The following is a 25,898-nucleotide window of genomic DNA, read 5'->3' as shown; positions in this document are numbered from 1 at the left end:
GAACCAGCCCACCCACAGCAACCCCGCACCCACCAGGGTAAAGCCGAGGTTGTGCGGCGGCATGGCCACCTGCGGGTAGCCCTTGCGTTTGCCCAGCATCAACGCCGCAGCCAGGGCAGCCACGCCGGAGTTGATATGCACAGCGGTACCACCGGCAAAGTCCAGCACGCCCCAGTTGACCATCAACGCCCCCGGCCCGCCCCACACCATATGGGCAATTGGCGCGTACACCAGCACGAACCACGCCGCCATGAACAGCAGCGAAGCGCTGAACTTCATGCGCTCGGCAAAGCCGCCGGCAATCAGCGCCGGGGTGATGATGGCGAACGTCAGCTGGAACACCGCAAACACGCCTTCAGGAATGGTGCCGACCAGGCTGTCATGGCCGATGTCCAGCATCAGTGCCTTGTCCAGCCCGCCGACGAAACTGTTGAAGGTGAGCTGGCCCTCGACCATGCCGGTGGTATCGACCACCAGGCTGTAACCGAACAGTACCCAAAGAATGCCGATAACCCCGGCCACGGCGAACAGCTGGGTGAACACGGAGAGGAAGTTCTTGGCACGCACCATGCCGCCGTAGAACAGCGCCAGGCCCGGGATGCACATCATCAGCACGAACATCGCGGCGCAGATCATCCAGGCGGTGTTGCCGGTGTCCAGGGTGGTTTCGGCGGCAGTGGCCTGGGTGGCCAGGGCTAACAACATTACAGCGAGGGTGAGGTGCTTCATGGAGTCACTCCTGTGTGAATGAAGGTGATGCCCTTGGGGCTGCCTTGCAGCCCATTCCGACCGGTCCGGCGCCCCGGCAAGGCCGCTCCCACAGGGGGCCGCGCAGGTTCAGGCACTGCGGTCACTTGTGGGAGCGGCCTTGCCGGGGCGCCGGACCGGTCGGAATGGGCCGCAAAGCGGCCCCAGCAGGTTGAGTCAGTACTGCGCCTGCCCCGGCACCCAGGCAGTCCCCGCCAACGGCACCCGCGCCATCGCCGCCGCTTCCACGGTCAAGGCCACCAGGTCCTCCGGGTCAAGGTTGTGCAGGTGCGACTTGCCACACGCCCGCGCCATGGTCTGCGCCTCCAGCACCAGCACCCGCAGGTAGTTCGCCAGCCGCCGCCCCGCCTCTTCCGGGTTCAGGCGCTTGGCCAGCTCCGGGTCCTGGGTAGTGATGCCGGCCGGGTCACGGCCGTTTTGCCAGTCGTCATAGAAGCCAGCAGCCGAGCCAATCTTCTTCAGCTCGCTGTCCAGCCGCGGGTGGTTGTCACCCAGGGCGATCAGCGCCGCCGTACCAATGGCCACCGCGTCAGCCCCCAGGGCCATGGCCTTGGCCACGTCGGCACCGTTGCGGATACCGCCAGAGACAATCAGCTGCACCTTGCGGTGCATGCCCATTTCCTGAAGCGCCTGCACCGCCTGCGGGATGGCCGGCAGAATCGGGATACCAACGTGCTCGATGAACACTTCCTGAGTCGCGGCGGTACCGCCCTGCATGCCGTCGAGCACGATCACATCCGCACCGGCCTTCACCGCCAGCTTGACGTCGTAGTACGGGCGGCTGGCGCCGATCTTCACGTAGATGGGTTTTTCCCAGTCGGTGATCTCGCGGATCTCGGCAATCTTGATCGCCAGGTCATCAGGGCCGGTCCAGTCCGGGTGGCGGCAGGCACTGCGCTGGTCGACGCCGATCGGCAAGGTGCGCATGCCGGCCACCCGCTCGGTCACCTTCATGCCCAGCAGCATGCCGCCACCGCCCGGTTTGGCGCCCTGGCCGAGGACGATCTCGATGGCATCGGCCTTGCGCAGGTCGTCGGGGTTCATGCCGTAGCGCGATGGCAGGTACTGATACACCAGGTGCTGCGACTGGCCGCGCTCCTCCGGGGTCATGCCGCCGTCGCCGGTGGTGGTGCTGGTGCCGGCGATAGTCGCGCCACGGCCCAGGGCTTCCTTGGCATTGGCCGACAGCGCGCCGAAGCTCATGCCGGCGATGGTCACCGGGATTTTCAGGTGGATCGGCTTTTTCGCAAAACGGTTGCCCAGCACTACGTCGGTGCCGCACTTCTCGCGGTAGCCTTCCAGGGGGTAGCGCGACACGCTGGCGCCCAGCAGCAGCAGGTCGTCGAAGTGCGGCACACGGCGCTTGGTGCCACCACCGCGAATGTCGTAGATGCCGGTTTCGGCGGCTCGCTGGATTTCCTGGATGGTCAGGCGATCGAAGGTGGCCGACTCACGCAGTACCGGGGGGAATTGCTCGCTCATGGGAATGCTCCTGGATCAGTACGCGCTGGCGTTGTCGACTTTGAAGTTGTACAGCTGGCGGGCCGAGCCGTAGCGTTTGAAATCGGCGGCCTTGTGGTCCAGGCCAGCCTTGTTCAGCAGTTCCTGCAGCTCTTGCAGGTGTTCGGCGCGCATGTCCTTCTCGATGCAGTCCGAGCCCAGCGACTGCACCGAGCCCTTGACGTAGATGCGCACCTCATACAGCGAATCGCCCAGCGCATCGCCGGCATCGCCACACACCACCAGGCGCCCGGCCTGGCCCATGAAGCAGCTCATGTGGCCGATGCTGCCGCCGACCACGATGTCCACGCCTTTCATGGAAATGCCGCAACGGGCACCGGCGTCACCCTCGATCACCAGCAGCCCGCCATGGGCAGTGGCGCCAGCGGCCTGGGAGGCACTGCCCTTGACCCGCACCGAGCCAGACATCATGTTCTCGGCCACACCCACACCGACGTTGCCGTGCACAGTGACACTGGCCTGCTGGTTCATGCCGGCGCAGTAGTAGCCGGCATGGCCTTCGATATCCACCGCCACGGCGGCGTTGATGCCCACGGCCAGGTTGTGCTTGCCGCCAGGGTGGGTCACTTGCCATTCAAGGTCCTGCACATCGCCGTGCAGGGACTGGTTGAGCACACGCACCGAAGTGTTGGAAAGGTCGATGGTCTTCATAAGGTTCTCCAGGGGTTCGGTGGCAGGTCAGGCGCTTTCGCGCTCCCAGACGTACAGCGTGGCCGGGGCCGGTTCCCAGACCTTGGCGTGCTCGATGCCTGGCAGGCCGGCCAGTGCCTGGTATTCCGAGGCCATGGCCACGTAGTCTTCGGTCTCGGCCAGCACCGCCGGCTTGCAGGCAATCGGGTCGCGGATCACGGCAAAGCCGTTGCGGGTGCCGATGGCAAAGGTGAAGAAGCCGTCCAGGTCTTCCAGTGCGCCATCCAGGGCCTGGGCCAGGCTGTCACCCTGCTGCAGGCGCCAGGTCAGGTAGCCGGCGGCCACTTCGGTGTCGTTTTCGGTTTCGAAACTGATGCCTTCGCGCTTCAGTTCCTGGCGCAGGCGAAAGTGATTGGACAGCGAGCCGTTGTGCACCAGGCACAGGTCGGCGCCAGTGGAGAACGGGTGGCTGCCTTCCATGGTCACGGCGCTCTCGGTGGCCATGCGGGTGTGGCCGATGATGTGGCTGCCCTTCATGCCGGCCAGCCCGAAGCGGCTGGAGATTTCTGCCGGCAAGCCCATGCCCTTGAGGATTTCGATGCTCTGCCCGGCGCTCATGATGCGCACGTCCGGTGCCAGCTCGCGCAGGGCCTGGCGGGCCGCCACCTCGCTGGTATGCACCTTGAGCACCGCGGCGCTGGCGTTCTGGAACCAGTCCAGCGAGCAGCCCAGGTGCCCTTCCAGCTGGCCCATCAGGGAGGTCCAGGGGTAATTTGTGTCAGCCGCTTGCAGGGTCAGCTTGACCCAGCCATCGGCCACTTCGTCGCCGTAGATGGCAAAACCGGCGCTGTCCGGACCACGGTCGGTCATGGCTTCGAGCATGGGTTCGAAGAGCTTGCCAAGCTGGGCTTCCAGCTCGGGCTTTTTCAGGTACAGACCTACGATTCCACACATGGTGATGCTCCTTACTAGGCAGTGGGCGAGCGCTTTCGTGTTGGCCGCCCAAGGGATTGGGGGCGGTCAGAAGAACTCGGTGTAACGCTGGATTTCCCAGTCGGAGACGTGGCGGCAGTACTCCACCCACTCCATGCGCTTGAGCTTGATGAACTCGTCGACGATCTCGGCGCCCAGCACCTCGCGGAACAACGGGTCGGCTTCGAGCGCGTCGGCGGCTTCCTTCAGCGACTGCGGCAGGGTCTTGATGCCGCGTGCGGCAATTTCTTCAAGGCTGAGGGTGTAGAGGTTTTCATTGCACATCTCGCCCGGGTCCAGCTGGCGGTCGATGCCATCCAGGCCGGCGGCAATGATCGCGGCGGTGACCAGGTACGGGTTGCAGCCGGCGTCCGGCAGGCGAAACTCCAGGCGACCATAAGGAATGCGCACCATCGCCGAACGGTTGTTGGCCCCCCAGGCGACGAAGGCCGGCGCCCAGGTGGAGCCCGACAACGACCGGCCCACCACCAGACGCTTGTAGGAGTTGACCGTCGGCGCCGCAAAGGCACACAGCGCCGGGCCGTGGGCCATCAGCCCTGCGGCAAAGTGGTAGGCCAGCTTCGACAGGCCCATGCCGCTGCTGTCGGCCGGGTCGTGGAACAGGTTCTTGTTGGTGCTGCTGGCCAGCGACAGGTGAAAGTGCATGCCATTGCCGGCGCGCTTGGGGTCGGGCTTGGGCATGAACGAGCAGATCATGCCCAGGTCGTTGGCGATCTCGCCGGCGGCCATGCGGAAGAAGGTGAAACGGTCGGCCGACTCCATGGCGTCGCTGTAGGTGTAGTTGATCTCGAACTGGCCGTTGGCGTCTTCGTGGTCGATCTGGTAGATGTCGAAGCCCACCGGCTGCAGCGCCTCGGTCAGGCGCTCGAGGAACAGCCGCGAGCGCGACAGGCCCTTGTAGTCGTAGCATGGCTTGTCGAGGTTGTCGGAGGCGTCCACCAGTTGCAGCTTGCCGCCTTCGTCGCGGCGAAACAGGCTGAACTCGGGCTCAAGGCCGGTGTTCAGGGTCCAGCCCTTGTCGGCCAGGCGCTGCACCTGCTGCTGCAACACGAAGCGGGTGTCGTAGGGCCAAGGCTGGCCGTTGACATGGCCCACGCACACCACCCGGCCATAGCCTGGCTGCCACGGCACGGGGACCAGTGTGGACAGGTCGCCACGGGCCATGAAGTCCGGGCCGTGCGGTTCCATGCCCATGCCGCAGATGGCGAACCCGGCAAAGCCGGCGCCCTCCTCGGCTACCATCTTCAGGCCCGATACCGGCACCGATTTGGTCTTCGCCGAACCATGGATATCGACGAACTGCGCCAGCACGTACTTGATGCCGTGTTGGTCGAGGGTGCGCTGGGTTTCTGCTGGCAACATGGGTTGAACACTCCTGGGCAAGGGGCAATGATTCCGCAAAGGAAACTTACTTTCCTCTCAGGAATGCAATGCGCTTGCCAAGTTTGTTCAGGGTAATGGTGCTGTGCTGCCTGATATGGCCTCTTCGCGGGCAGGCCCGCTGCCACAGGATTCGACGCAAAGCCTTGTGGGACCGGGCTTGCCCGCGAAGAGGCCCGTACAAACAACACAAAACCCAGGCAGGTTTTTCTATTCTATTTATGGGAAACTTGTTTTCACCTGAGGAAAGAAGCGGCCAGCGCAGCTGCCTTTCGCACTTTCCCAGTGCGAAAACTTTATTCTTGAACTGAAACTGTGCAGGACATTCGATGTCGACCGAAACCGAACCGCGCCTTCGCCTGGAGCAGTACCTTGGCCTGCAGATCAAGCGCCAGCGCCAGGCCCAGTCCCTCAAGCTCGCCGATGTGGCACGCATCGCCGGCATCAGCCAGGGCATGCTGAGCAAGATCGAGAACGCCCAGGTGTCTACCAGTCTCGACACCCTCAGCCGCCTGTGCGACGTACTGGGCATGCCGATGGCCAAGCTGTTCAGCCAATACGACCAGCCCGACGGCAATGCCCTGCTGGTGAAGGCCGGCGAAGGGCTGGAAGTGGTACGCCGCGGCACCGAGAAGGGCCACACCTACCACTTGCTCAATCACGCCAGGGGGCCGAAGAAGAACTTCGAGGCCTATATGGTGAGCATGGACGACGCCAGCGAAGAGTTCCCCACCTTCGCCCACCCTGGCACCGAGTTCCTCCACTTGCTGGAGGGTGAGCTGGTGTACCGCCATGGCAACCGGCTCTACCACATGCACGCCGGCGACAGCCTGACCTTCGACGGCGAAACCCCACATGGCCCGGAGCAACTGGTGCAAGTGCCCATACGCCTGCTGTCGATCATGAACTACGGCGACGAGTGAAGCGGCGCCGCAAGGCAACAACCGATGTCGCGATCAGACAAGCACACGTCGCCCGCAATCGGCTGCAAAACCCTGTATACAAAAATAATACACACATCGACCAGCCCCGCGCCGTGGGCTGGCCGACGTGGTAGCCGCGAGTAAAACAGCCTCGCTTCACAATTCCAACGCTGTGGCGCCTTTTTGCACCGGGCAATTCGTCCGGGCTCATAACGATAAAACTCCCAGTATTAAAGACCCGCGCCGCGCCAGCCGGGAGTGTTTGCGCGCGCCACATTGTGAAGACTTGACTGCCATGATCGCGACTTCAATCCCCGTAGCCGGTGCTGCCACCGGCCACCGTAACGCCCTGTGCGTTGCCCATATCGCCGCTGTGCTGTTCGGCCTGACCGGCATCCTCGGTCACTTGATCGACGCCGACGCCAGCATCATCACCTTCGGCCGCGCCACCTTCGCCTTCATTGCCCTGGGCTTCGTCGCCGGGCTCAAGGGCACCCGCCTGCTCGATGCGCTCACCCTGCGCAACCTGCCGGTGCTGGGCCTGACCGGCGCCCTGCTGGCAACCCACTGGGTGACCTTCTTCATTGCCGTCAAAGTCGGCGGCGTGGCGGTGGCCACCCTGGGCTTCGCCAGCTTCCCGGCGTTCATTGCCATGATCGAGCGCGGTGTGTTCGGCCAGCGTATCGGTGCCGTACAAGGGTTGCTGCTGCTGATGGTCACAGCAGGCCTGGTACTGGTGGTGCCGACCTTCGACCTGCTCGACAAAGGCACCATCGGCCTGCTGTGGGGCCTGGGCTCAGGCCTGGCATTCGCCCTGCTGACCGTGGCCAACCGCCGCAATGCATCGAGCATGAACGCCATGCAGGTGGCGTTCTGGCAGAACGTGGTAGTGGCTGCGCTGGTGGCGCCATTTGCCTTCACCCACCTGGGCAGCACCAGCCTGGCGGGCAGTGACTGGGTCAACCTGGCGCTGCTGGGCGTGTTCTGCACCGGGCTGTCGCAGTTTTTGTTCGTCAAGAGCCTGGAAGGGCTGGAAGCGCGCACGGCCGGCATGATCATCGCGCTGGAGCCGGTGTACGCGATCATTGGCGCGTGGTGGCTGTTTGGTGACCAGCCGAGCCTGCGCATGGCCGCGGGTGCAGCGCTTATCGTGCTGGCGACCCTGCTGGCGGCGGCGCGCAAGGCACCTGCGGAGCAAGGCGATATCAGCCGCTGTGCGCATTGATCAACGCACTAGCAGCGCGATACTTGTGGGAGCGGGCACGCCCGCGAAGCAGACAACGCGATGGATGGCACCGGCTTCGCCGGTGTTCGCGGCTGTTCGACATGCCCGCCCCACAGGTTTCGTACAATTCAGGTAATGACGCCAGTCAATCAGGCGCCTTCCGGCAACAGGCTTCGATCAAACATGAACGCTTGCTGCCCCCGCGGCGTGTACTGATACAACTGCTGCGGCCTGCCCAGCTTTGGCTGGTGCTTCTCGCCGGTATCCCTTACCCAACCCAGCTCGCGTAAACGCTCCAGGCGTTTGCGCACAGAGGTACCGTTCACCCCCTGTCCCAGGCAGGCCTGCACCGCCCCGAGCGCATCCTGCACAGTAAACTTCTGCGCCAGTAGGTAAAGCGGCAGGCTGCTGTAAACCGTCTTTGCCGCCAGCCGTTCGCGGGCCCGCTCCACCAGCAGGTTGTGGTCGAAGGGCAACAGCACCTTGCGCCCCAACACACTGTCCAGATCGAAAAATGCCAGTTGCTCGCCTTCGACAGCCTGCGCGGGGTCGAGCAACGCCAGGTAATAGGTGCTCAACGACCACCCTCGTGGGTCGCGGAATGCATTGCCCTCGGTACCCACCTGCTCCATGTAGCACGGTTGCACCCGGGCCTTCTCGTGCAGGGCCCGGCTGGCGGCATCTTCCAGGCTGGTGTCGGGGGTACGCCCATTTACGATGACCCCGGGCAAGGCCCATTGGCCGGCATGCGGCTCGCGCTCACGACGGTGCAACAACACTTGCAGATGCTGGGCATCAGGGGCCAGGCGCAGGGCGACAATGTCGACACTGGCCAGGACTTCGACTGTACTCACCGTGCAGCTCCTTGTTCAGTAGCACAATAATCCACCAGAGCATCTAAGTAAGGCAACCACCAACCCCATATCGTTTGCCACTTGACACACTTAATACACCAGGTGAATTATATAGCCATTCCAGCAAGGAGAACTGCCATGAAGATCGCCAGTTTCGATGTCGACGCGCAAAACGGCTTCACTGCCAACGCCCCGCTGGAGCTGCCCGTGCCCGAAGGCGACGAAATTGCGGCTGACCTGAACGCCATGGCCTTGCGCGCCGACCTGCGCCTGGGCAGCAAGGACGCGCACCCGGCCAACGCCGCCTGGGTGGTCGCCGACCCTGCGCACATGCTGCAACCCCTGCAACTGGCCAACGCCGACCTGACCTGGGTCAGCCACTGCGTCCCCGGCACACCGGGCTTCGCGCTGCTGCCCGGTCTGCCCGCTCCCATCGACTACGACTACTTCGTGTGGAAAGGCGTCGAACCTGACCTGCACCCCTACGGCGCCTGCTACCACGACCTGGCCGAGCGCCGCTCCACCGGAGTGATCGAATACCTCAAGGTGCAGCAGGTAAGCGCGGTGATCGTCGGCGGCCTGGCCCTGGACTACTGCGTCAAGACCACCGCCCGCCAATTGCGCCAGGCCGGCTTTCAGGTGCTGCTGTACCTGCCGGCCTGCCGCGCGCTTACCCAGGCCGGGGCCATCGAGGCATGTGGTGCGTTGGCCGCCGAGGGCGTGATCCTCTGCGGCGACGAGGCCGCGCTTGACCACCAGCTTGCCCTGATCAAGGAAGACCGCCCATGAGCGACAGTGTTTTTGGCCCACGCATCATCCAGAACCTGCTGGACACCGACTTCTACAAGATCACCATGATGCAGGCGGTGCTGCACAACTACCCCAACGCCGAGGTGGAATGGGAGTTTCGCTGCCGCAATGGCGAAGACCTTTCCCCCTACCTGGCCGAGATCCGCTATCAGGTGGAGCAACTGGCCGAGGTTACCGTCACCCACGACCAACTGGCCTATCTGGAAAAAATCCCCTTCCTCAAGCCGGACTTCATTCGCTTCCTCAGCCTGTTTCGCTTCAACCTGCGCTATGTCCAGGTGGGCCTGGATGGCGCCGGGCAACTGGCAATCCGCGTGCGTGGGCCGTGGTTGCACGTGATCCTCTATGAGATCCCGCTACTGGCGATCATCAGCGAAGTACGTAACCGCTACCGCTATCGCGAAGTGGTGATCGAGCAAGTTGGCGAACGCCTGTACCAGAAACTGGACTGGCTCAAGGCCGAGGCCAGCGCCGATGAGCTGGCCGGCTTCCAGCTGGCGGACTTCGGCACCCGGCGGCGCTTCTCCTACCGGGTGCAGGAAGAGGTGGTGCATATCCTCAAGCACGATTTTCCCGGGCGCTTCGTCGGCACCAGCAATGTGCACCTGGCCCGCGAGTTCGAGCTCAAGCCACTCGGCACCATGGCCCACGAATGGTTCATGGCTCACCAGCAACTCGGCCCACGCCTGGTCGACAGCCAGGCCGCCGCGCTGGAATGCTGGGTGCGGGAGTACCGCGGGCTGTTGGGTATTGCGTTGACCGACTGCATCACCATGGATGCCTTCATTGGCGATTTCGACCTGTACTTCGCCAAGCTGTTCGATGGCTTGCGGCACGACTCGGGCGATCCGCTGGTGTGGGCGGAAAAAGCCATTGCACACTATGAGCAGCTGGGGATCGACCCGAAGAGCAAGACCCTGATCTTTTCCGACGGCCTGGATTTTGCCAAGGCGCTGGGGCTGTACCGGGCGTTGCATGAACGGATCAATGTGAGCTTTGGCATTGGTACCAAGCTGACGTGCGATATCCCGGGGGTCGAGCCGATGAACATGGTTATCAAGATGACCGGCTGCAATGGGGCGCCAGTGGCGAAGATTTCTGACAGCCCGGGCAAGACGCAGTGCAGGGACGAGAATTTTGTTGCCTATCTGAAGCATGTCTTTCAGTTGAATTGAGGGTGCCTGCACCGGCCTTTTTGCGGGTAACCCCGCAGGTACAGCGCAGGTCTTGAAGACAGCGCGGTCTCTGTGGGAGCGGGTTTACCCGCGAATAGGCCCGAATAATCAACCGACCTGCTGCATGCCAACACACAACTCAAGAAACCGCGCCGCCGCCCGTGATGGCGTGGCCGCATGTGGCATCAGTATGGAAAACCGCCTGACCAAAGGCTGCGGCGCAACCTGCAACCTGTGCAGCGCCCCATCCTCATGGCGGATGGACATTGCCGACACAAAGCCAACCCCCATCCCCGCACGCACCGCCTCCTTCACCCCTTCCACCCCGGCAATCTCCAGTGCCACGCGCATCGCCACACCATCACGGGCAAACGCCCGCTCGACGATCTGCCGCACCCCCGAGCCACTCTCGCGCAGCACCAACGGGTAGCCACCCAGCGACGCCAAGGCCTGCTGGTCGCTGCCAGCCAGCGGATGAGCACTGGGCACGATGGCAACGATCTCGTCCTCCCGCCAGGCCGTCACTTCCGTGCCCAAGGGCAGCTCCTGCCCAGGCGGCCCTTCGATCAGGGCGATGTCGACACTGTCCAGCGCAGCGACGATTTCCGCCGTGTTGCCGTGCGATGTCGTCACCAGCACGTCCGGGTGGCGGGCATGGAAGTCGGCGATCAGGTAAGGCAGCAGGTAGCTGGCGGGTGTGGTGCTTGCACCGATACGCAAGGTACCGCGCTCCAGGCCACGCATGGCCTCGCGCAATGCCTGGGCCTGGCGGAAGGTTTCGCGCAGGCGCTCGGCATGGGCCAGCAACTGCTCGCCGGCCGCCGTCAACCGCACACCACGGCCGGCTCGCTGATACAGCGGCTCACCAAAAGCCTCTTGCAGCAGCTTGAGCTGGCCGGACACCGCCGGCTGCGACAGGTGCAGCGCCTGGGCCGCATGGCTGATGTTGCCGTGCTCGGCGACAGTGGCAAACGTTATCAGTTGTTCTGGGGTCATGACTTAAAAGTATCAGCTAAACGGATATTTGCCATTCCAAATTACGATTTTTTATAAGCTTATAACCAGATTAACGTAGGCCTTGTCGAAACACCTTTTCCGGAGGACTCACATGGCCACGGTTCCGTCCCACCCCGCTTATACGCCTACCCTCTCTACCAAAGGGCGGCTCAACGGCATCCTGTTCGTCGCGCTTTTTGCGCTTGCGGTCACTCAGCTGGCTGCCTTGCCCGCCATCGCCAACCTGGGCATCAGCCCGCTGATTGTCGGCATCGTCGCCGGCGCGTTATACGGCAATGCCTTGCGTGATGGTGTACCGGCCAGCTGGGCTGCCGGCATCAACTTTTCGGCCCGCGGCCTGCTGCGCATTGCCGTGGCCTTCTTTGGCCTGCGCGTCAGCCTGCAGGAAATCGCCGAAGTCGGCTGGTCGGGGCTGCTCGTGTCGCTGCTGGTGGTGTCCAGCACCCTGCTGATCGGCCTGTGGTGCGGCATGAAGTTGTTCAAGCTGGACCGCGATACCGCCTTGTTGACCGCCGCTGGCAGCGCCATCTGTGGCGCCGCCGCCGTACTGGCCTTCGAGTCGGCACTGCGCAGTGCCCCGCACAAGAGCGCCATGGCCGTCGGCAGTGTGGTGCTGTTCGGCACCTTGTCGATGTTCCTCTACCCGCTGGCCATCAACGCCGGCTGGCTGCACCTGGACACCCTGGGCGCCGGGCTGTTCCTGGGCGGCACCCTCCACGAAGTCGCCCAGGTGGTGGGCGCGGCAAGTAACGTCAGCCCTGAAGCCACTCATATCGCCACCATCGTCAAGATGACCCGGGTGATGCTGCTGGTGCCGGTACTGCTGGTGGTAGGCCTGTGGATCAGCCGCTCGCGCAAGGCCGGCCAGGCGCAGGGCAATGGGCGCATTGCGATGCCTTGGTTCGCCTTCGGCTTCCTTGCCCTGGTGCTGGTGAATTCGCTGCAGGTACTGCCTGCTGGCGTGACTCAGGCAGTGAATAGCCTGGACACCTTCGCCCTGACCATGGCCATGACTGCGCTGGGGATGGAAACCCGCTTCAGCCAGATTCGCCAAGCCGGGCCAAAGGCGCTGGCGACCGGGGCGATTCTGAACCTGTGGCTGGTAGGCGGTGGTTTGGCAATTACCCTCGGCGTGCAGAAGCTGTTGGGATAAATCGGGACCGGGTTGGCTGCTTCGCGGGCTTGCCCGCTCCCCCAGGGGCCTGCGCTGTACCTGTGGGGGCGGGCAAGCCCGCGAAGAAGCCAACCCGGTCTCAAGGTTTTTCTCCACCCCCCTCGTTGCCGTCCACATTTCTCGGTATGGTGTTGTCAAAGAAGGATGTTTTACCCGCACAGGAAAGACTTAGATGCCTCAACGCAATGTCATCAATGCATCCGTCAGCCCCAAAGGCAGCCTGGAAACGCTGTCACAACGTGAAGTGCAGCAACTGAGTGAAGTCGGTACCGGTAGCCTTTACACCCTGTTCCGCCAGTGCGCCCTGGCCATCCTCAACACCGGCGCCCATGTCGACAATGCCAAGACCATCCTCGAGGCCTACAAGGACTTCGAGGTTAAAATTCACCAACAGGACCGCGGCGTGCGCCTGGAGCTGCTGAATGCCCCGGCCGACGCCTTCGTCGATGGCGAAATGATCGCCAGCACCCGTGAAATGCTGTTCAGCGCCCTGCGCGACATCGTCTACACCGAGAGCGAGCTGGCCAGCCAGCGTATCGACCTGGAAAGCTCCCAGGGCATCACCGATTACGTGTTCCACCTGCTGCGCAACGCGCGCACCCTGCGCCCGGGTGTGGAGCCGAAGATGGTGGTGTGCTGGGGCGGCCACTCGATCAGCACCGAGGAATACCAGTACACCAAGAAGGTCGGCCACGAACTGGGCCTGCGCAAGCTGGACGTGTGCACCGGTTGCGGCCCTGGCGTGATGAAAGGCCCGATGAAGGGCGCCACCATCGCCCACGCCAAGCAGCGCATGCATGGCAGCCGCTACCTGGGCCTGACCGAACCGGGCATCATCGCCGCCGAGGCGCCCAACCCGATCGTCAACGAGCTGGTGATCCTGCCGGACATCGAGAAGCGCCTGGAAGCCTTCGTGCGTGTCGGTCACGGCATCATCATCTTCCCGGGCGGTGCCGGCACGGCCGAGGAGTTCCTGTACCTGCTGGGCATCCTCATGCACCCGGACAACCACGACGTGCCGTTCCCGGTGGTGCTCACCGGCCCGCGCAGCGCCGAGCCTTACCTGCAACAGTTGCATGCCTTCGTCGGCGCCACCCTGGGCGAGGCGGCGCACCGCTTGTACGAAATCATCATTGATGACCCGGCCGAAGTTGCCCGGCACATGGTCGAAGGGCTCAAGGAGGTCAAGCAGTTCCGCCGCGAGCGCAACGACGCCTTCCACTTCAACTGGCTGCTGAAGATCGAAGAGAGCTTCCAGCGCCCGTTCGACCCGACCCACCAGGCCATGGCCGAGCTGGACCTGCGTCGCGAGCTGCCGCCCCATGAACTGGCTGCCAACCTGCGCCGGGCGTTTTCCGGCATCGTAGCCGGCAACGTCAAGGACAAAGGTATCCGCCTGATCGAGGAGCACGGGCCGTATCAGATCCACGGCGACAGCGCTGTGCTGGACCCACTGGGCCGGCTGCTACAGGCCTTCGTCGACCAGCACCGCATGAAACTGCCCGGCGGCGCAGCGTATGTGCCGTGCTACCAGGTGGTGACCTGACACCGGCTGTCCAAACAGTAATCTCAGGCTATTAGGGCCGCTTCGCGGCCCATCGCCGGCAAGCCAGCTCCCACAAGTACTGCGCAGACCTCCAGTATTGCGCGGTCCCTGTGGGAGCTGGCTTGCCGGCGATGGGCTGCGCAGCAGCCCCATTAGTCTATTGGTTGAGGTCAGCCATCGGCCGCTCAACAAACCGAATGCTATCGCGCCCACTGCGTTTGGACTGGTACAACGCCACATCCCCCTGCTCGATCAACGCCGCCAGGCTCGCCGGCGGCTGCTCGAACAGGTTGACGCCGATGCTCAAGGTAACCGCGTGCGGCGTAGGCACGGTCTTGCTGGCATACTGCTGAAATTGCTCACGCAACAACCCACCCAGCTCCATGACCCGCTCGCTACTCGCCCCGCTCAGCAAGATGATGAACTCATCGCCGCCCAACCGCGCGGCCAGCGCGCGCTCGGGCAGCACTGTACGAATCATCTCGCTCAGGGCAATCAGCAACCGGTCCCCGGCAATATGCCCATGCAGGTCGTTGACCAGCTTGAAGTTGTCGATGTCGATCAGCAGCAACGCCCCGGGCTGCGCCGGGCTGACATCCTTGAAAAAATGCCCGGCTCGAACTTCCAGCGCACGCCGGTTGTACAGCGCGGTCAACGGATCGCGGGCTGCCAGCCGGGCAATCCGCTCCTCGCGCCGATAGCGCACGGTGCCGGTCATCGACAAGGCAATCAGCATGATCGCCATCGCCCCCTCGACCAGGGAAATCTGAATGATCATCCCACCAAAGGTGGCCAGGTCAATCAACGTACCCGGCGTGATCGCAATCACCGCCTTGGCCACATAGAACAGCCCGTGAATCAGCAGTACATAACGCAGCTGCACGGCCCCGACACTCAACGATTTGCCGTGGGGCCGCAACAGGAAGCTGGCCTTCAGCGTCAACGCCGCCACCAGCAACGAGTTGACCATCAGCATCACCTTCGACCACTGCGGCCCTACGGGCAACAGCAGCAAGGCGAACCAGACAACTACAATCATCAGCCAGGCCCGCGACAAGCGGTCCTGGGTAAAGCGCAGTACGCCCATCAGGAAAAACCAGTGGGCTACCACCAGCAAACCGTTGGCGAACCAGATGCCGATGAACAACAACCCGCTCCCGCGCAACAAGGCCAGGACACAACCGACAGTAATAGTGGCAAAACCGGCACTCCAGAACAGCAGTGAGGTTTCGCGGACACTGCGCCACTCAATCGCCAGGTACAGGGCAGCCGCCGCTGCCAGGGCGACCGAGATGGTCAGCATCGTGGGTGGATCTAGCGCCATATACGCATTGGCCTATCTGGTTAACGAGGAAAAGGCCCGATTGTATGCGCTCGTGATGACTTTTCAGAGGGGCCTTGCACGGTTGACTGCAAATGATAGCCCAGCCCCTGTCTATGGACGCAGGCAGGCAATATCATTTTGATATCAAGGCGCCGTATTCACTACCGAAATCACGGTGTCTCGCTCGTCTCAAGCCCGGAGAGAAAACTCACCAGCTGCCGCCCGTGCGAGCTCAGTTGCTCCCAGTCACGGAAGCACAGGCGAAGCTCCAGGGTGGCCCAGCTTTCGGCCAAGGCCACTCTGCGCACCGGCAGTTCCTGCTCGGCACGCAGGGCCGCTGTTTCCGGCAACATCGCTACCCCGGCGCGCTGTGCCACCAACTGGGCGATCGCCTCGAAACTCGGTGCACGCACCCGTACCTTGAGGGGCATGGCCAGCTTCATCGCCATTTCCTCGACAAAGCGCTGCATCGGCCGCTCACCCGGCAGGCAGATGAACGCAAAGCCCAGGGCGTCGACCAGCCGTAGCTGCTCGCGCCCGGCCAGCGGATGACCGGCGGGCACCAGCATCACCAGGCGCTCGGTGCGAAACGGTAGCGATACCACGCCCTCACTGTTGAGGATGCCGTCATACACACCAATCTCGCACTCGTTGGCCACCACTACCCGCAGCACATCCACGCTCTTGTGCTCGACCAGTTGCAGGTCGACTTCCGGGTAGTCCGCCAGGAACGGCCCCAGCACGGCGGGCAGCAATGTGCTGTTGGTCACGGTGGAAGCCGCCAGGCGCAAGGTGATGCGGTGCTCACCAGACAGCTCTTTCAAAGTGCCCTGCAGCTTTTGCGCCTCAGCGAGGACGGTTCGCGCGCCCTCGAGCACCAAACGCCCGGATGGCGTTAGCTGCATGCCACCGGCATTGCGGATGAACAGCGCCAGCCCGCAGCGCTCTTCCAGCAGGCGCAGGCGATTACTGGCGGCCGATACGGCCACCGGAAAAGTCGCAGCCGCCTTGCTCAGGCTGCCTGTGGCAGCGATGGCCAGCAGCAGGCGCAGGTCAGTCAGGTCGAATGGCATGCCTTCTCCAAAAGCGAACACCCTGTTCGATTAAAAGCGATTCTAGCTTAGCCGCCTTCTGTTCAGAATAAGCCCTGTCATTCTTCTGCCTCGGGTAACCCATGAACGCATTACGCAGCCTGATCCAACGCCAGATGCAGAGCGGCGCCTTGTACGCCGTGCTGGCCGCGCTGGGCTTCAGCTTCAAGGCCATTTTCGTCAAGCTCGCCTACGCGGCCGGGCCGGTGGACGCCATCAGCCTGCTGGCGATGCGCATGGGGCTGGCGCTGCCGTTGTTCGCCTGGCTGGTATGGGCCAGCCGTAGCCAAGGCAGCGCCCCTCTCAAACTGGGCGACGGTTTGCGCGTGGCATTGCTTGGGCTGCTGGGTTATTACCTGGCCAGCCTGTTCGACTTTTATGGTTTGCAGTACATCAGCGCCGGGCTCGAGCGGCTGATCCTGTTCACCTACCCGACGCTGGTGCTGGTGTTCCAGGCCATCGCCCTGCGTGAACGGCCAAGCCTGCGCACCTTGTCGGCCATGGGCCTGTGCTACCTGGGGCTGGGCATCGCCTTTGTCCACGACGTCAGTGTCGCCGGGGTTGGCCAGCAGGTGGTGCTGGGTTCGCTGTGGGTGTTCGCCAGTGCGGTGACCTACGCGCTGTATTACTCCGGCACCGGGATGATGCTCAAGCGCATGGGTTCGATGCGCCTGGCCGGGCTGTGCGGCACCGCGTCCTCGCTGATGGTGTTGGCGCATTACCTGCTGGTGGCACCGGTCGGCCAGCTGTGGCAGTTGCCGGGCGCGGTGTGGGCCAATGCCGGGTTGATGGCGGTGTTTTCCACGGTGTTGCCGATCTACTGGGTGGCGCTGGCGATCCAGCGGCTGGGGCCTACCCACACGGCAGCGGTGGGCAACCTGGGGCCGGTGCTGACGGTGTTGGCGTCATGGGCACTTTTGAGTGAAGAGATTTCGCTGTACCAGGTCGTCGGGCTGGCAGTGGTGCTGTTTGCCGTGTCGCGGCTAAAGCCGCAAAGCAAGAAGAAAGCCGAGGTAGCCACCGCGACCGGACCGGCGCGGTCCCTGTAGGAGCGGCCTTGTGTCGCGATGGGCTGCGCAGCAGCCCCAACAATTTGGGTGGTGACGCAAATCTCTGGGGCTGCTGCGCAGCCCATCGCGACACAAGGCCGCTCCTACAAAAAGCGCACCCGGCACATCATCAGAGCACCCGCTTGATCAACGGCTCCAACCGGCTAAAACGCAACCGCCGCAGCAGCTTGCGTACTTCCTTGGGGTGTTCGGCCTTCACCCCCAGCGCCTCGGCCGAGCCAATCTTCGGCGCATGCCGGCGCAGCTCGTTCAGCTCCGCTTCCCGTGGCACCACCCATTGCCCTTGCGGGTCATCGATCAGCAGGCCGTTTTCCAGGTCAAGGTTGAACCCGCGCGGGTTCAGGTTGTTGCCGGTCAGCAGCGAATAGCGCTGGTCCACCCACACGCCCTTGGCATGGAAGGTATGCCCGGGATCGTTCCAGATCCGCACCTGCAACTGGCCGCTGGCAATCGCGGCATGGCGGCGTCGGGCGAAGGCACGCAGGTTGTCTTCGTACAGATAAGGCAAGGCGCCACTGGCACTGAACGGCTCACCCGGGGCGATATAAAAGTCGTTGGCCGTGCGGTCACCGACGATCAGCTCAACGTGCACACCCCGCTCCAGTGCATGGTCAAGTTCGCGCATCACCACCCGCGGTGGGTTGAAATACGGCGTACTGATGATGAGTTGCGTGCGCGCCGCCGCCAACAGCGCGCACATTGCCCGGTTCAACGGGTTGCCACGGCCCACGCCCAACAGCGGAATCACCCGCAGCCCCTGCCCTGCCACGCTGGCCGGTGCTTCGTAGGCCATGCGCCGCAACCGTGCGCGCAAGCGCCGTATGTCGCCGCGCAGGCTGCGGGTGGCAGGTGGTGCAGGCAAGTCGAGGCGTGGTGTGGCGGTGTGGTGCAGCAAGCGCTTCACCAGGTCGACCATGGCGTCGGCCAGCCCCGGCGACTGGAACAAGTGGTAGCGGTCCAGGCGATAGCGGTCGAAGCGGTGCAGGTAGACGTTGTTCAGGCTGGCGCCGGTGTAAATTACGCAATCGTCGATGATGCTGCCCTTCAGGTGCAGCACGCCGAACAGCTCGCGGGTCTGCACCGGCACCCCGTGAATGACGATATCCAGCCCACGCAGTTGGCGCTGGGCCTGGTACCAGGCGGCGTTACCCGGCTGGCGCCCGCCCCCCAACAGGCCACGGCGGGCACGGAACCAGTCGACCACGATGGTGATTTCCAGGCCTGGCCGCTCGGCCTTGGCCTGGTACAAGGCATCCAGCACTTCCTGGCCGGCCTCGTCTTCCTGCAGGTACAGCGCGACGATGACGATGCGCCGGGTTGCGGCACGGATGCGTTCGAGCAGGCAGGCGCAGTAGGCCTTGGCATCGGGCAGCACCTGGATCGACTCGGGCGATATGGCGTAGCCTGGCAATGCCGCCAGCATGGATTCGGGGTTCACGAACGATCACCTTCTCTGTGCAATCACTGTCGGCCCTGCCAGCCGGCGGGGCCATTCCTGGCCGCTGCGCCGGGGGTGTAAGATCGACCCGGCAACGACCTATAACAACAAGAACCACGCGAGGCTGTTTTTTCTCACTGCCCCTGACGAACTATGCCTCAGCTTGCACAGGAACAGCGCAATGGTCCACCCCGCTTCTACAAACCTGTCGCCGTCTATTGTAAAGAGTTGTTCCGTAAAGACCTTCGGCTTTCTGATTTTGCCCAATTTCACCACCATCGGCCTGGCGTCGGCGGTGGAAACCCTGCGCATGGCCAACCTGGCCGCGCGCAAGCCACTGTATCGCAGCGTGCTGATTGCTGCGGACGATGCGCCAGTGGTCGCCAGCAACGGCATGCGCGTGCTGCCCGACTACAGCATCGCCAACGCCCCCGAGCTGGACACGCTGCTGGTGGTCGGCGCCAACCCGATCGACCGTGGCCGCAGCAGCCGCCCGCTGATCGACTGGTTGCGCAAGCTGGCCCGCCAGCACCTGCCATTGGGCGGTATCTGCACCGGTAGCTACCTGCTGGCCAAGGCCGAACTGCTCAAAGGCTACCGCTGCACCATCCACTGGGAAGACCTGCCAACCTTGCAGGCGCACTTCCCCGGCATTGTCATTTCCAGCCAGCTGTTCGAGCTGGACCGCGACCGCTATACCTGCTCGGGCGGTGTGGCAGCCATGGACATGATGCTGCAACTGGTGGCCCGCGAACCCGGTGGCCAGGACATCGCGGCCAAGGCGGCCGAGCTGTTGCTGTGCGACCGGGTACGGGGCGAGCGCGATCGCCAGCGGGTACCGCTGCGCACCCTGCTTGGCAGCGCCCAGCCCAAGCTGAGCCAGGTGGTAGCGATCATGGAAGCCAACCTGGAAGAGCCACTGGGGCTGGAAGAACTGGCCAGCCTCAACGAGGTGACCGTGCGCCAACTGGAGCGGCTGTTCCACAAGTACCTGCAGCGCACGCCCAGCCAGTACTACCTGGAGCTGCGGCTGTCGCGGGCGCGGGAGTTGCTGCTGCGCAGCGATGTGCAGGTGCGCGAGGTGGCGTTGGCTTGCGGGTTCAGTTCGCCGGCGCATTTTTCCAAGAGTTACAGCCGGTTCTTCGGTTTATCGCCGTTGGGGGAACGGCGTCAGGCCTCGCTGCATTGATTCAAGGTTTGTACAGGCTTTACGGGCCTCTTCGCGGGCATGCCCGCTCCCACAGGTACTCCACAGTATTCGAATCTGAGGTATTCCTGTGGGAGCGGGCGTGCCCGCGAAGAGGCCGGTACAGTTAAGTTAATCCTCCAGGGCGGAGTGTGCGGTCTCCCGGCACATCAGCATGGCCACCAGTGCCACCAGTGCTGCCGCCAGCAAATACCCCGCCGGCGCCAGCTTGCTGCCAGTCACCTGGATCAGCCAGGTGGCAATGAACGGCGCAGTGCCGCCAAATAGCGCGTTGGCCACATTGAAGCTCAGGGCAAACCCACTGAAGCGCACCCGGGTCGGGAAAATCTCGGCCAGCAGGCACGGCAAGGTCCCGTCGTTCATTGCCAGTATCGCCCCGAAGCAAATCTGGATCGCCAGGATGACCAGCAGCGGTTGCCCGTCAAGCAGGCGGAACAACGGCACGGTCAGCCCCAGGAACAACAGCGAAGCCACCACCAGCATGGTCTTGCGGCCAAACCGGTCGGACAGCCGCCCCATCAGGAAGATCAAGCCGATGTAGGTGGCCAGCGATACTGTCGAAGCAATGAATGAATCCCGCTCACTCATGCCCATCTCACTGGACAGGTAGGTCGGCATATAGCTGAGCAGCAGGTAGAACGCCACCGCGTTCAGGCAGGTAACGCCAATGCCGATGGCCAGGCTGCGGCGGTGCTTACCCAGCAGCTCGCGCAGCGGCGTCGGGGCCATGCCGGCCTTGTGTTCCAGGCGCTGCTCCATCTCCAGAAACTTGGGCGTGTCCTGCAGGCTCATGCGGATATAACGCCCCACCAGACCGAACGGCGCCGCCAGCAGGAACGGCAGGCGCCAGCCCCATTCATGCAGGGCTTCGCTGCTGAGCAGTTCGTGCAGCACCGCCACGAACGCCGCACCGAACAGCAACCCCGCCGCCGTGCTGGCAGGCACGATGCTGGTGTACAGGCCGCGCCGGCCGGGCGGCGCGTATTCGGCCAGAAACGCCGCAGCACCGGCGTACTCGCCCGAGGCAGAAAAACCCTGCACCAGGCGGATCAGCAACAGCAGCGCCGGCGCCCATAAACCAATTTGCGCATAACCGGGCAACAGGCCGATGCAGAAGGTAGATACCGACATGATCAGGATCGACCACGACAATGCGTTGCGCCGGCCATGGCGGTCGCCAAAGTGACCCCAGACGATCCCGCCTAGCGGGCGCACCAGGAACGACAGGGCAAACACGGCGAAGGTTGCCAGCAGGCCGGTGGTCTTGTCGGTCTGCGGGAAAAAGGTGGCGGCGATGATGGTGGCCAGGTAGCCGTAGGCGGCGTAGTCGAACCACTCGACAAAGTTGCCCATGAAACTGGCCCGGGCGGCCTTGCGCAGGGCTTGGCGTTCAGCGTTGTGTATGGGACCGGCGACGGCGGACGGGTCAAGTGTGGTGCTGGACATGACAGGTACCCTCTGGTTCTTTTAATTGGAGGCAGGGTCTGGTGGTCATACAGTGATTTTATTGTTGTCTGGGCCGCCCTCTTCGCGGGCAAGCCCGCTGCCACAGGTACGGCACAGCCCTGGAGGGTGGTGATATCCCTGTGGGAGCGGGCTTGCCCGCGAAGCAGGCGGCGCCGATGCTTATTTGCGAATGATGTTGTGCTCTGGTCCGTACGGGAACCTGGTGATGTTTTCGGCGCCGTTGTCATTGACGATCAGGATGTCATGCTCGCGGTACCCGCCCGCCCCCGGTCGCCCTTCGGGCAGCATGATCATCGGTTCGATCGACACCACCATGCCAGGCTCCAGCACCGTGTCGATGTCTTCGCGCAGCTCCAGCCCCGCTTCGCGGCCGTAGTAATGGCTCAAGGTGCCGAATGAATGGCCATAACCGAAGGTGCGGTACTGCAGCAGGTCGTGGCGCAGGAAGATTTCGTTCAGTTCACGGGCGATGTCGCTGCAACGCATGCCCGGGCGTACCAGTTTCAACCCAGCCTCGTGCACCTCGACGTTGGCCTGCCACAGGCGCAGGTAGTCATCCGGGCAGTGGTCGAGGAACAGTGTGCGCTCCAGCGCGGTGTAGTAGCCAGCGATCATCGGGAAGCAGTTGAGGCTAAGGATTTCACCCTTGCCGACGCGGCGGCTGGTGACCGGGTTGTGCGCGCCATCGGTGTTGAGCCCGGACTGGAACCAGGTCCAGGTGTCCATCAGTTCCGCATCGGGGAAGCGCCTGGCAATTTCACGGACCATCGCCTGGGTGGCATGCAGCGCCACCTCATACTCCGGCACCTGCTCGCGCAACGCCTCCACCACCGCCGCACCGCCAATGTCGGCCACCTGCGCACCGTGGCGGATCAGCGCCTGTTCCTCGGCCGACTTGATCATGCGCATGCGCATGCACGGCGCGCCAATGTCCAGCAGCTCGGCTTTGGGGTAGCAGGCGGCCAGTTTGGCGTGGTTCTGCAGGTTGAGGTGGTCGTGTTCGACGCCGATGCGCGAGGCCAGCGGCAGCGCCTGCTGGATGGCAACGAAGTAGTTGTCGCGTTGCCAGTCGGTGTAGACGATGTTGTCAGTGCCCACCGTACGCCGCCAGGGCTGCCCGCCATCGATATTGGCGCTGATCGAGACGACCTTGTCCTGGGTGATCACCAGGGCATAGGGGCGGCCGAACGAGCAGTAGAGGAAGTCGCTGTAGTAGTTGACATTGTGGTACGACGTGAAGATCGCCGCTTCGATGTCCTGCTCGGCCATGTAGGCCCGTAGCCGGGCGTGGCGGGCCGCATATTCCTGCGCCGAAAAGGTCGGCTGCACCTTGTCGCCATTGCGGATTTTCAGGGTCTTGGGCATTTGCATGGTCGGGGTTCCTTGTCGTTGTGAGCACGCTGTTCAGGCAGGCCGCCTGAGAAGCATTGCAACAGAACCGACGAGGACGCTTTTGTATCTATCCGACCTGGAATTGGCGGGATTGCCAGTATTGATGGGGCTGCTTTGCAGCCCATTCGCGACACAAGGCCGCTCCCACAAGTACACCACCGCTTCCAAATGCGCCGTGAACCTGTGGGAGCGGCCTTGTGTCGCGAAAGGGGCGCGAAGCGCCCCCAGCCAGGCAATGCTATTTCAAATCAAAACGATCCAGCTCCATGACTTTCTCCCAGGCAGCGACAAAGTCCCGCACAAACTTGTCACCCCCATCACTGCTGCCATACACCTCGCTCAGCGCCCGCAACTGGGCATGCGAACCAAACACCAGGTCGACCCGGCTACCGCTCCACTTCACCTGACCGGTCTTGCGGTCGCGGCCTTCGAAGGCTTCGTTGTCCGCCGAGGTCGGCTTCCATTCCACCCCCATGTCCAGCAGGTTGCGGAAGAAGTCGTTGCTCAAGGTGCCGGGTTTGTCGGTGAACACGCCCTGCTTGCTGCCACCATGGTTGGCGCCCAGCACGCGCAGGCCGCCAATCAGCACGGTCAGTTCCGGCGCCGTCAGGGTCAGCAACTGGGCCTTGTCCAGCAGCAGTTTCTCGGCCTTGACGCTGTAGCGGGCCTTGGTGAAGTTGCGGAAGCCATCGGCCAGCGGCTCCAGCACGGCGAACGACTCGACATCGGTTTGCGCCTGGGACGCATCGACGCGGCCCGGGCGGAACCCTACGCTGCCCGTGTAACCGGCATCCTTGGCGGCTTTTTCAACGGCTGCGGTACCGGCCAGCACGATCAGGTCGGCCAGGGACAGCTTCTTGCCGCCGTTGTTGAACTCGCCCTGGATCTTTTCCAGCGCCGCCAGCACTTTGTCCACACCCTGGTTTGCAGCCCAGTCTTTCTGCGGCGCCAGGCGCACGCGGGCGCCATTGGCCCCACCGCGCTTGTCGGAGCCTCTGAAGGTCGACGCCGATGCCCAGGCGGTGGAGACCAGTTCGCCTACGCTCAGGCCCGAAGCCAGCACCTTGGCTTTGAGGGCAGCAACATCTTGCTCAGTGACCGTGGAGGGCTCGGCTTTGGGCAATGGGTCTTGCCACAGCAACTCTTCATTGGGCATTTCCGGGCCCAGGTAGCGCGCCAGCGGGCCCATGTCGCGGTGGATCAGCTTGTACCAGGCACGGGCGAAGGCATCTGCCAGCTGGTCAGGGTTGTCCTTGAAGCGACGGGCGATCGGCTCGTAGATCGGGTCGAAGCGCAGCGCCAGGTCGGAGGTGAGCATCGACGGTGCGTGTTTCTTGCCCGGATCGTGGGCATCCGGCACGGTGCCTGCGCCTTTGCCCTCTTTCGGCCGCCACTGGTGCGCACCCGCCGGGCTCTTGGTCAGTTCCCACTCAAAGTTGAACAGGTTGTTGAGGTACTCGTTGCTCCACTGCGTGGGGGTAGAAGTCCAGATCACTTCCAGGCCGCTGGTGATGGCATCACCGCCTTTGCCAGTGCCGAACTTGTTGGGCCAGCCCAGGCCCTGCAGCTCAAGGCCAGCCGCTTCCGGCTCGGGGCCGACGTTGTCGGCGGGGCCGGCGCCGTGGGTCTTGCCGAAGGCGTGGCCGCCAGCGATCAGCGCCACGGTTTCTTCATCGTTCATGGCCATGCGGCCAAAGGTTTCACGGATGTCCTTGCCCGAAGCCACCGGGTCGGGGTTACCTTCCGGGCCTTCCGGGTTCACGTAGATCAGGCCCATCTGTACGGCGGCCAGCGGGTTTTCCAGGTTCCGCTCGGCCGCCAGGTCACGACTCTGTTCTTCGCCATGCTTGGCCGGCTCGGCCACCAGGTCACCCTGGCCTGGCGGCTGGGCCTTGACCTGTTCCTTGCCGTAGCGGGTATCGCCGCCCAGCCAGACCTTTTCCGAGCCCCAGTACACATCTTCGTCCGGCTCCCACACATCGGCACGCCCGCCAGAGAAACCGAAGGTCTTGAAGCCCATGGACTCAAGGGCGACGTTACCGGTGAGCACGATCAGGTCGGCCCAGGAAATCCTGTTGCCGTACTTTTGCTTGATCGGCCACAGCAGGCGCCGGGCCTTGTCCAGGCTGACGTTGTCCGGCCAGCTGTTCAGAGGGGCGAAGCGTTGCTGGCCAGAGCCTGCGCCACCGCGGCCATCGCCGATGCGGTAAGTGCCCGCGCTATGCCAGGCCATGCGGATGAACAGCGGACCGTAGTGGCCGAAGTCGGCGGGCCACCAGTCCTGGGAGTCGGTCATCAGGGCGGTCAGGTCTTGCTTCAGGGCCTGAAAGTCGAGGCTCTTGAACGCCTTGGCATAATCGAAGTCCGGGTCGGGGCTGGACTTCGAAGAATGCTGGTGAAGAATTCGAAGGTTGAGCTGGTCAGGCCACCAGTCACGGTTGGTGGTGCCGCCACCTGCGGTTTGATGGAACGGGCATTTCGATTCGTTCGACATCTGCGGGTACCTTTGGGTCGGTTATCCAGATTTCCGGTCTATGCCAGGTGTTCTTTCAGCCGAGCGTGTGGGCTCGTGCTACCCCTCATCAGGTGTACACGGGGCTTGCGAAGCTGTCACGGCGGCTTGGCGCGGTCTTGCACCCAGGTGCTGACACGCCGCCCGCTCGCGGAATTCGCGGGGCCACGGGAAAGACTAGCCGAGCTTGGGCAGAGTTCTAATAGAGTGGCTGTTGGGGGGTGATAGGCTGGCTCTGTCAGGTTTTCCTGTACCGGCCTCTTCGCGGCGGTTCGACGCCTCGATGAACCCGCTCCCACAAGTACTGCACAGTCTTCAGGGCCTGTGGTGACCCTGTGGGAGCGGGTTCATCGAGGCGTCGAACCGCCGCGAAGAGGCCGG

General features: G+C 63.5%; 21 protein-coding genes. 8 read left to right on the top strand and 13 right to left on the bottom strand.

Translation table 11 applies throughout. The features are described 5' to 3' along the window. The 5 genes from AK81_RS26100 to glnT all read right to left on the bottom strand — a co-directional run. On the bottom strand, positions 1-729 hold a 729-nt coding region (locus AK81_RS26100; RefSeq protein ID WP_043203953.1), incomplete at its 3' end, for an ammonia channel protein. A 195-nt stretch (positions 730-924) separates the two neighbouring features. Next, positions 925-2,250, bottom strand: coding sequence for an FMN-binding glutamate synthase family protein (locus tag AK81_RS26095; RefSeq protein ID WP_016715698.1), 1,326 nt, complete (start codon positions 2,248-2,250; stop codon positions 925-927). Positions 2,251-2,265: 15 nt separating this feature from the next. Then, on the bottom strand, positions 2,266-2,940 hold the full coding sequence (locus tag AK81_RS26090) for a protein glxC (protein ID WP_043203945.1): 675 nt from the start codon (positions 2,938-2,940) through the stop codon (positions 2,266-2,268). Positions 2,941-2,967: 27 nt separating this feature from the next. After that, positions 2,968-3,873, bottom strand: a complete 906-nt coding sequence (locus AK81_RS26085; RefSeq protein ID WP_043203943.1) for a class II glutamine amidotransferase — start codon at positions 3,871-3,873, stop codon at positions 2,968-2,970. 66 nt (positions 3,874-3,939) lie between these two features. After that, positions 3,940-5,274, bottom strand: a complete 1,335-nt coding sequence (gene glnT, locus AK81_RS26080; RefSeq protein WP_043203942.1) for a type III glutamate--ammonia ligase — start codon at positions 5,272-5,274, stop codon at positions 3,940-3,942. 347 nt (positions 5,275-5,621) lie between these two features. Between glnT and AK81_RS26075 the strand changes: the two genes are divergently transcribed. Continuing rightward, positions 5,622-6,215 carry a helix-turn-helix domain-containing protein gene (locus AK81_RS26075; protein WP_016499247.1) on the top strand — a complete coding sequence of 198 codons (594 nt, stop codon included), beginning with the start codon at positions 5,622-5,624 and terminating at the stop codon, positions 6,213-6,215. A 295-nt stretch (positions 6,216-6,510) separates the two neighbouring features. Continuing rightward, positions 6,511-7,440 (top strand): DMT family transporter, encoded by a 930-nt coding sequence (locus tag AK81_RS26070; protein ID WP_043203940.1) that lies wholly within the window; start codon positions 6,511-6,513, stop codon positions 7,438-7,440. A 149-nt stretch (positions 7,441-7,589) separates the two neighbouring features. On the opposite strand, the gene AK81_RS26065 is transcribed toward AK81_RS26070, so the two are convergent. Then, positions 7,590-8,294, bottom strand: coding sequence for an NUDIX domain-containing protein (locus tag AK81_RS26065; RefSeq protein ID WP_043203938.1), 705 nt, complete (start codon positions 8,292-8,294; stop codon positions 7,590-7,592). Between the two features lie 138 nt (positions 8,295-8,432). On the opposite strand from AK81_RS26065, the gene AK81_RS26060 reads away from it, so the two are divergent. Beyond that, positions 8,433-9,083 carry an isochorismatase family protein gene (locus AK81_RS26060; protein WP_043203936.1) on the top strand — a complete coding sequence of 217 codons (651 nt, stop codon included), beginning with the start codon at positions 8,433-8,435 and terminating at the stop codon, positions 9,081-9,083. Next, positions 9,080-10,279, top strand: a complete 1,200-nt coding sequence (gene pncB / locus AK81_RS26055; RefSeq protein WP_043203934.1) for a nicotinate phosphoribosyltransferase — start codon at positions 9,080-9,082, stop codon at positions 10,277-10,279. The genes AK81_RS26060 and pncB overlap by 4 nt, the downstream gene beginning before the upstream one ends. 108 nt (positions 10,280-10,387) lie before the next feature. Here pncB and AK81_RS26050 read toward each other — a convergent pair whose 3' ends face one another. Beyond that, the gene (locus tag AK81_RS26050; RefSeq protein ID WP_043203933.1) at positions 10,388-11,275 is read right to left on the bottom strand and encodes a LysR family transcriptional regulator; all 888 of its coding nucleotides are present in this window, start codon (positions 11,273-11,275) and stop codon (positions 10,388-10,390) included. 112 nt (positions 11,276-11,387) lie between these two features. Between AK81_RS26050 and AK81_RS26045 the strand changes: the two genes are divergently transcribed. Next, entirely contained in the window at positions 11,388-12,449 is a 1,062-nt protein-coding gene (locus AK81_RS26045) for a YeiH family protein (protein ID WP_043203932.1), read from the top strand. Positions 12,450-12,642: 193 nt separating this feature from the next. Next, positions 12,643-14,016 carry a nucleotide 5'-monophosphate nucleosidase PpnN gene (gene ppnN, locus AK81_RS26040; RefSeq protein ID WP_043203929.1) on the top strand — a complete coding sequence of 458 codons (1,374 nt, stop codon included), beginning with the start codon at positions 12,643-12,645 and terminating at the stop codon, positions 14,014-14,016. 157 nt (positions 14,017-14,173) lie between these two features. Here ppnN and AK81_RS26035 read toward each other — a convergent pair whose 3' ends face one another. Next, on the bottom strand, positions 14,174-15,319 hold the full coding sequence (locus AK81_RS26035) for a GGDEF domain-containing protein (protein ID WP_043203927.1): 1,146 nt from the start codon (positions 15,317-15,319) through the stop codon (positions 14,174-14,176). A gap of 191 nt (positions 15,320-15,510) precedes the next feature. Next, entirely contained in the window at positions 15,511-16,413 is a 903-nt protein-coding gene (locus tag AK81_RS26030) for a LysR substrate-binding domain-containing protein (RefSeq protein WP_043203925.1), read from the bottom strand. Between the two features lie 101 nt (positions 16,414-16,514). Between AK81_RS26030 and AK81_RS26025 the strand changes: the two genes are divergently transcribed. Next, entirely contained in the window at positions 16,515-17,480 is a 966-nt protein-coding gene (locus AK81_RS26025; RefSeq protein ID WP_043203924.1) for a DMT family transporter, read from the top strand. A 130-nt stretch (positions 17,481-17,610) separates the two neighbouring features. Here AK81_RS26025 and pssA read toward each other — a convergent pair whose 3' ends face one another. Continuing rightward, complete coding sequence (pssA, locus tag AK81_RS26020) at positions 17,611-18,939, bottom strand: CDP-diacylglycerol--serine O-phosphatidyltransferase (protein WP_081042156.1); 1,329 nt, start codon at positions 18,937-18,939, stop codon at positions 17,611-17,613. 181 nt (positions 18,940-19,120) lie between these two features. Here pssA and AK81_RS26015 point away from each other — a divergent pair, with 181 nt between their 5' ends. Continuing rightward, positions 19,121-20,128 (top strand): GlxA family transcriptional regulator, encoded by a 1,008-nt coding sequence (locus tag AK81_RS26015; protein ID WP_043203922.1) that lies wholly within the window; start codon positions 19,121-19,123, stop codon positions 20,126-20,128. A gap of 129 nt (positions 20,129-20,257) precedes the next feature. Here AK81_RS26015 and AK81_RS26010 read toward each other — a convergent pair whose 3' ends face one another. The 3 genes from AK81_RS26010 to katG all read right to left on the bottom strand — a co-directional run bounded on the left by AK81_RS26010 (position 20,258) and on the right by katG (position 25,499). After that, complete coding sequence (locus AK81_RS26010) at positions 20,258-21,592, bottom strand: MFS transporter (RefSeq protein WP_043203921.1); 1,335 nt, start codon at positions 21,590-21,592, stop codon at positions 20,258-20,260. A gap of 180 nt (positions 21,593-21,772) precedes the next feature. Then, complete coding sequence (locus tag AK81_RS26005) at positions 21,773-22,984, bottom strand: M24 family metallopeptidase (protein WP_043203920.1); 1,212 nt, start codon at positions 22,982-22,984, stop codon at positions 21,773-21,775. Positions 22,985-23,243: 259 nt separating this feature from the next. Further along, a complete protein-coding gene (gene katG, locus AK81_RS26000; RefSeq protein ID WP_043203919.1) occupies positions 23,244-25,499 on the bottom strand; it encodes a catalase/peroxidase HPI in 2,256 nt (751 codons plus the stop codon). Between the last annotated feature and the right edge of the window lie 399 nt (positions 25,500-25,898).

It is taken from the genome of Pseudomonas putida W15Oct28 (assembly GCF_000708715.2).
In the GTDB taxonomy this organism is placed as follows: domain Bacteria; phylum Pseudomonadota; class Gammaproteobacteria; order Pseudomonadales; family Pseudomonadaceae; genus Aquipseudomonas; species Aquipseudomonas putida_R.
Note: the sequence above shows the minus strand (reverse complement) of the source record. Positions and strands in the feature narration are given on the sequence as shown.

Coding starts and splice junctions, on each gene's coding strand:
- AK81_RS26005 (WP_043203920.1), bottom strand. CDS start 22,984: ATGCAAATGCCCAAGACCCTGAAAATCCGCAATGGCGACAAGGTGCAG.
- AK81_RS26075 (WP_016499247.1), top strand. CDS start 5,622: ATGTCGACCGAAACCGAACCGCGCCTTCGCCTGGAGCAGTACCTTGGC.
- AK81_RS26090 (WP_043203945.1), bottom strand. CDS start 2,940: ATGAAGACCATCGACCTTTCCAACACTTCGGTGCGTGTGCTCAACCAG.
- pncB (WP_043203934.1), top strand. CDS start 9,080: ATGAGCGACAGTGTTTTTGGCCCACGCATCATCCAGAACCTGCTGGAC.
- AK81_RS26070 (WP_043203940.1), top strand. CDS start 6,511: ATGATCGCGACTTCAATCCCCGTAGCCGGTGCTGCCACCGGCCACCGT.
- AK81_RS26025 (WP_043203924.1), top strand. CDS start 16,515: ATGAACGCATTACGCAGCCTGATCCAACGCCAGATGCAGAGCGGCGCC.
- AK81_RS26030 (WP_043203925.1), bottom strand. CDS start 16,413: ATGCCATTCGACCTGACTGACCTGCGCCTGCTGCTGGCCATCGCTGCC.
- AK81_RS26050 (WP_043203933.1), bottom strand. CDS start 11,275: ATGACCCCAGAACAACTGATAACGTTTGCCACTGTCGCCGAGCACGGC.
- AK81_RS26045 (WP_043203932.1), top strand. CDS start 11,388: ATGGCCACGGTTCCGTCCCACCCCGCTTATACGCCTACCCTCTCTACC.
- AK81_RS26085 (WP_043203943.1), bottom strand. CDS start 3,873: ATGTGTGGAATCGTAGGTCTGTACCTGAAAAAGCCCGAGCTGGAAGCC.
- AK81_RS26095 (WP_016715698.1), bottom strand. CDS start 2,250: ATGAGCGAGCAATTCCCCCCGGTACTGCGTGAGTCGGCCACCTTCGAT.
- glnT (WP_043203942.1), bottom strand. CDS start 5,274: ATGTTGCCAGCAGAAACCCAGCGCACCCTCGACCAACACGGCATCAAG.
- AK81_RS26060 (WP_043203936.1), top strand. CDS start 8,433: ATGAAGATCGCCAGTTTCGATGTCGACGCGCAAAACGGCTTCACTGCC.
- AK81_RS26035 (WP_043203927.1), bottom strand. CDS start 15,319: ATGCTGACCATCTCGGTCGCCCTGGCAGCGGCGGCTGCCCTGTACCTG.
- AK81_RS26010 (WP_043203921.1), bottom strand. CDS start 21,592: ATGTCCAGCACCACACTTGACCCGTCCGCCGTCGCCGGTCCCATACAC.
- katG (WP_043203919.1), bottom strand. CDS start 25,499: ATGTCGAACGAATCGAAATGCCCGTTCCATCAAACCGCAGGTGGCGGC.
- AK81_RS26015 (WP_043203922.1), top strand. CDS start 19,121: ATGGTCCACCCCGCTTCTACAAACCTGTCGCCGTCTATTGTAAAGAGT.
- ppnN (WP_043203929.1), top strand. CDS start 12,643: ATGCCTCAACGCAATGTCATCAATGCATCCGTCAGCCCCAAAGGCAGC.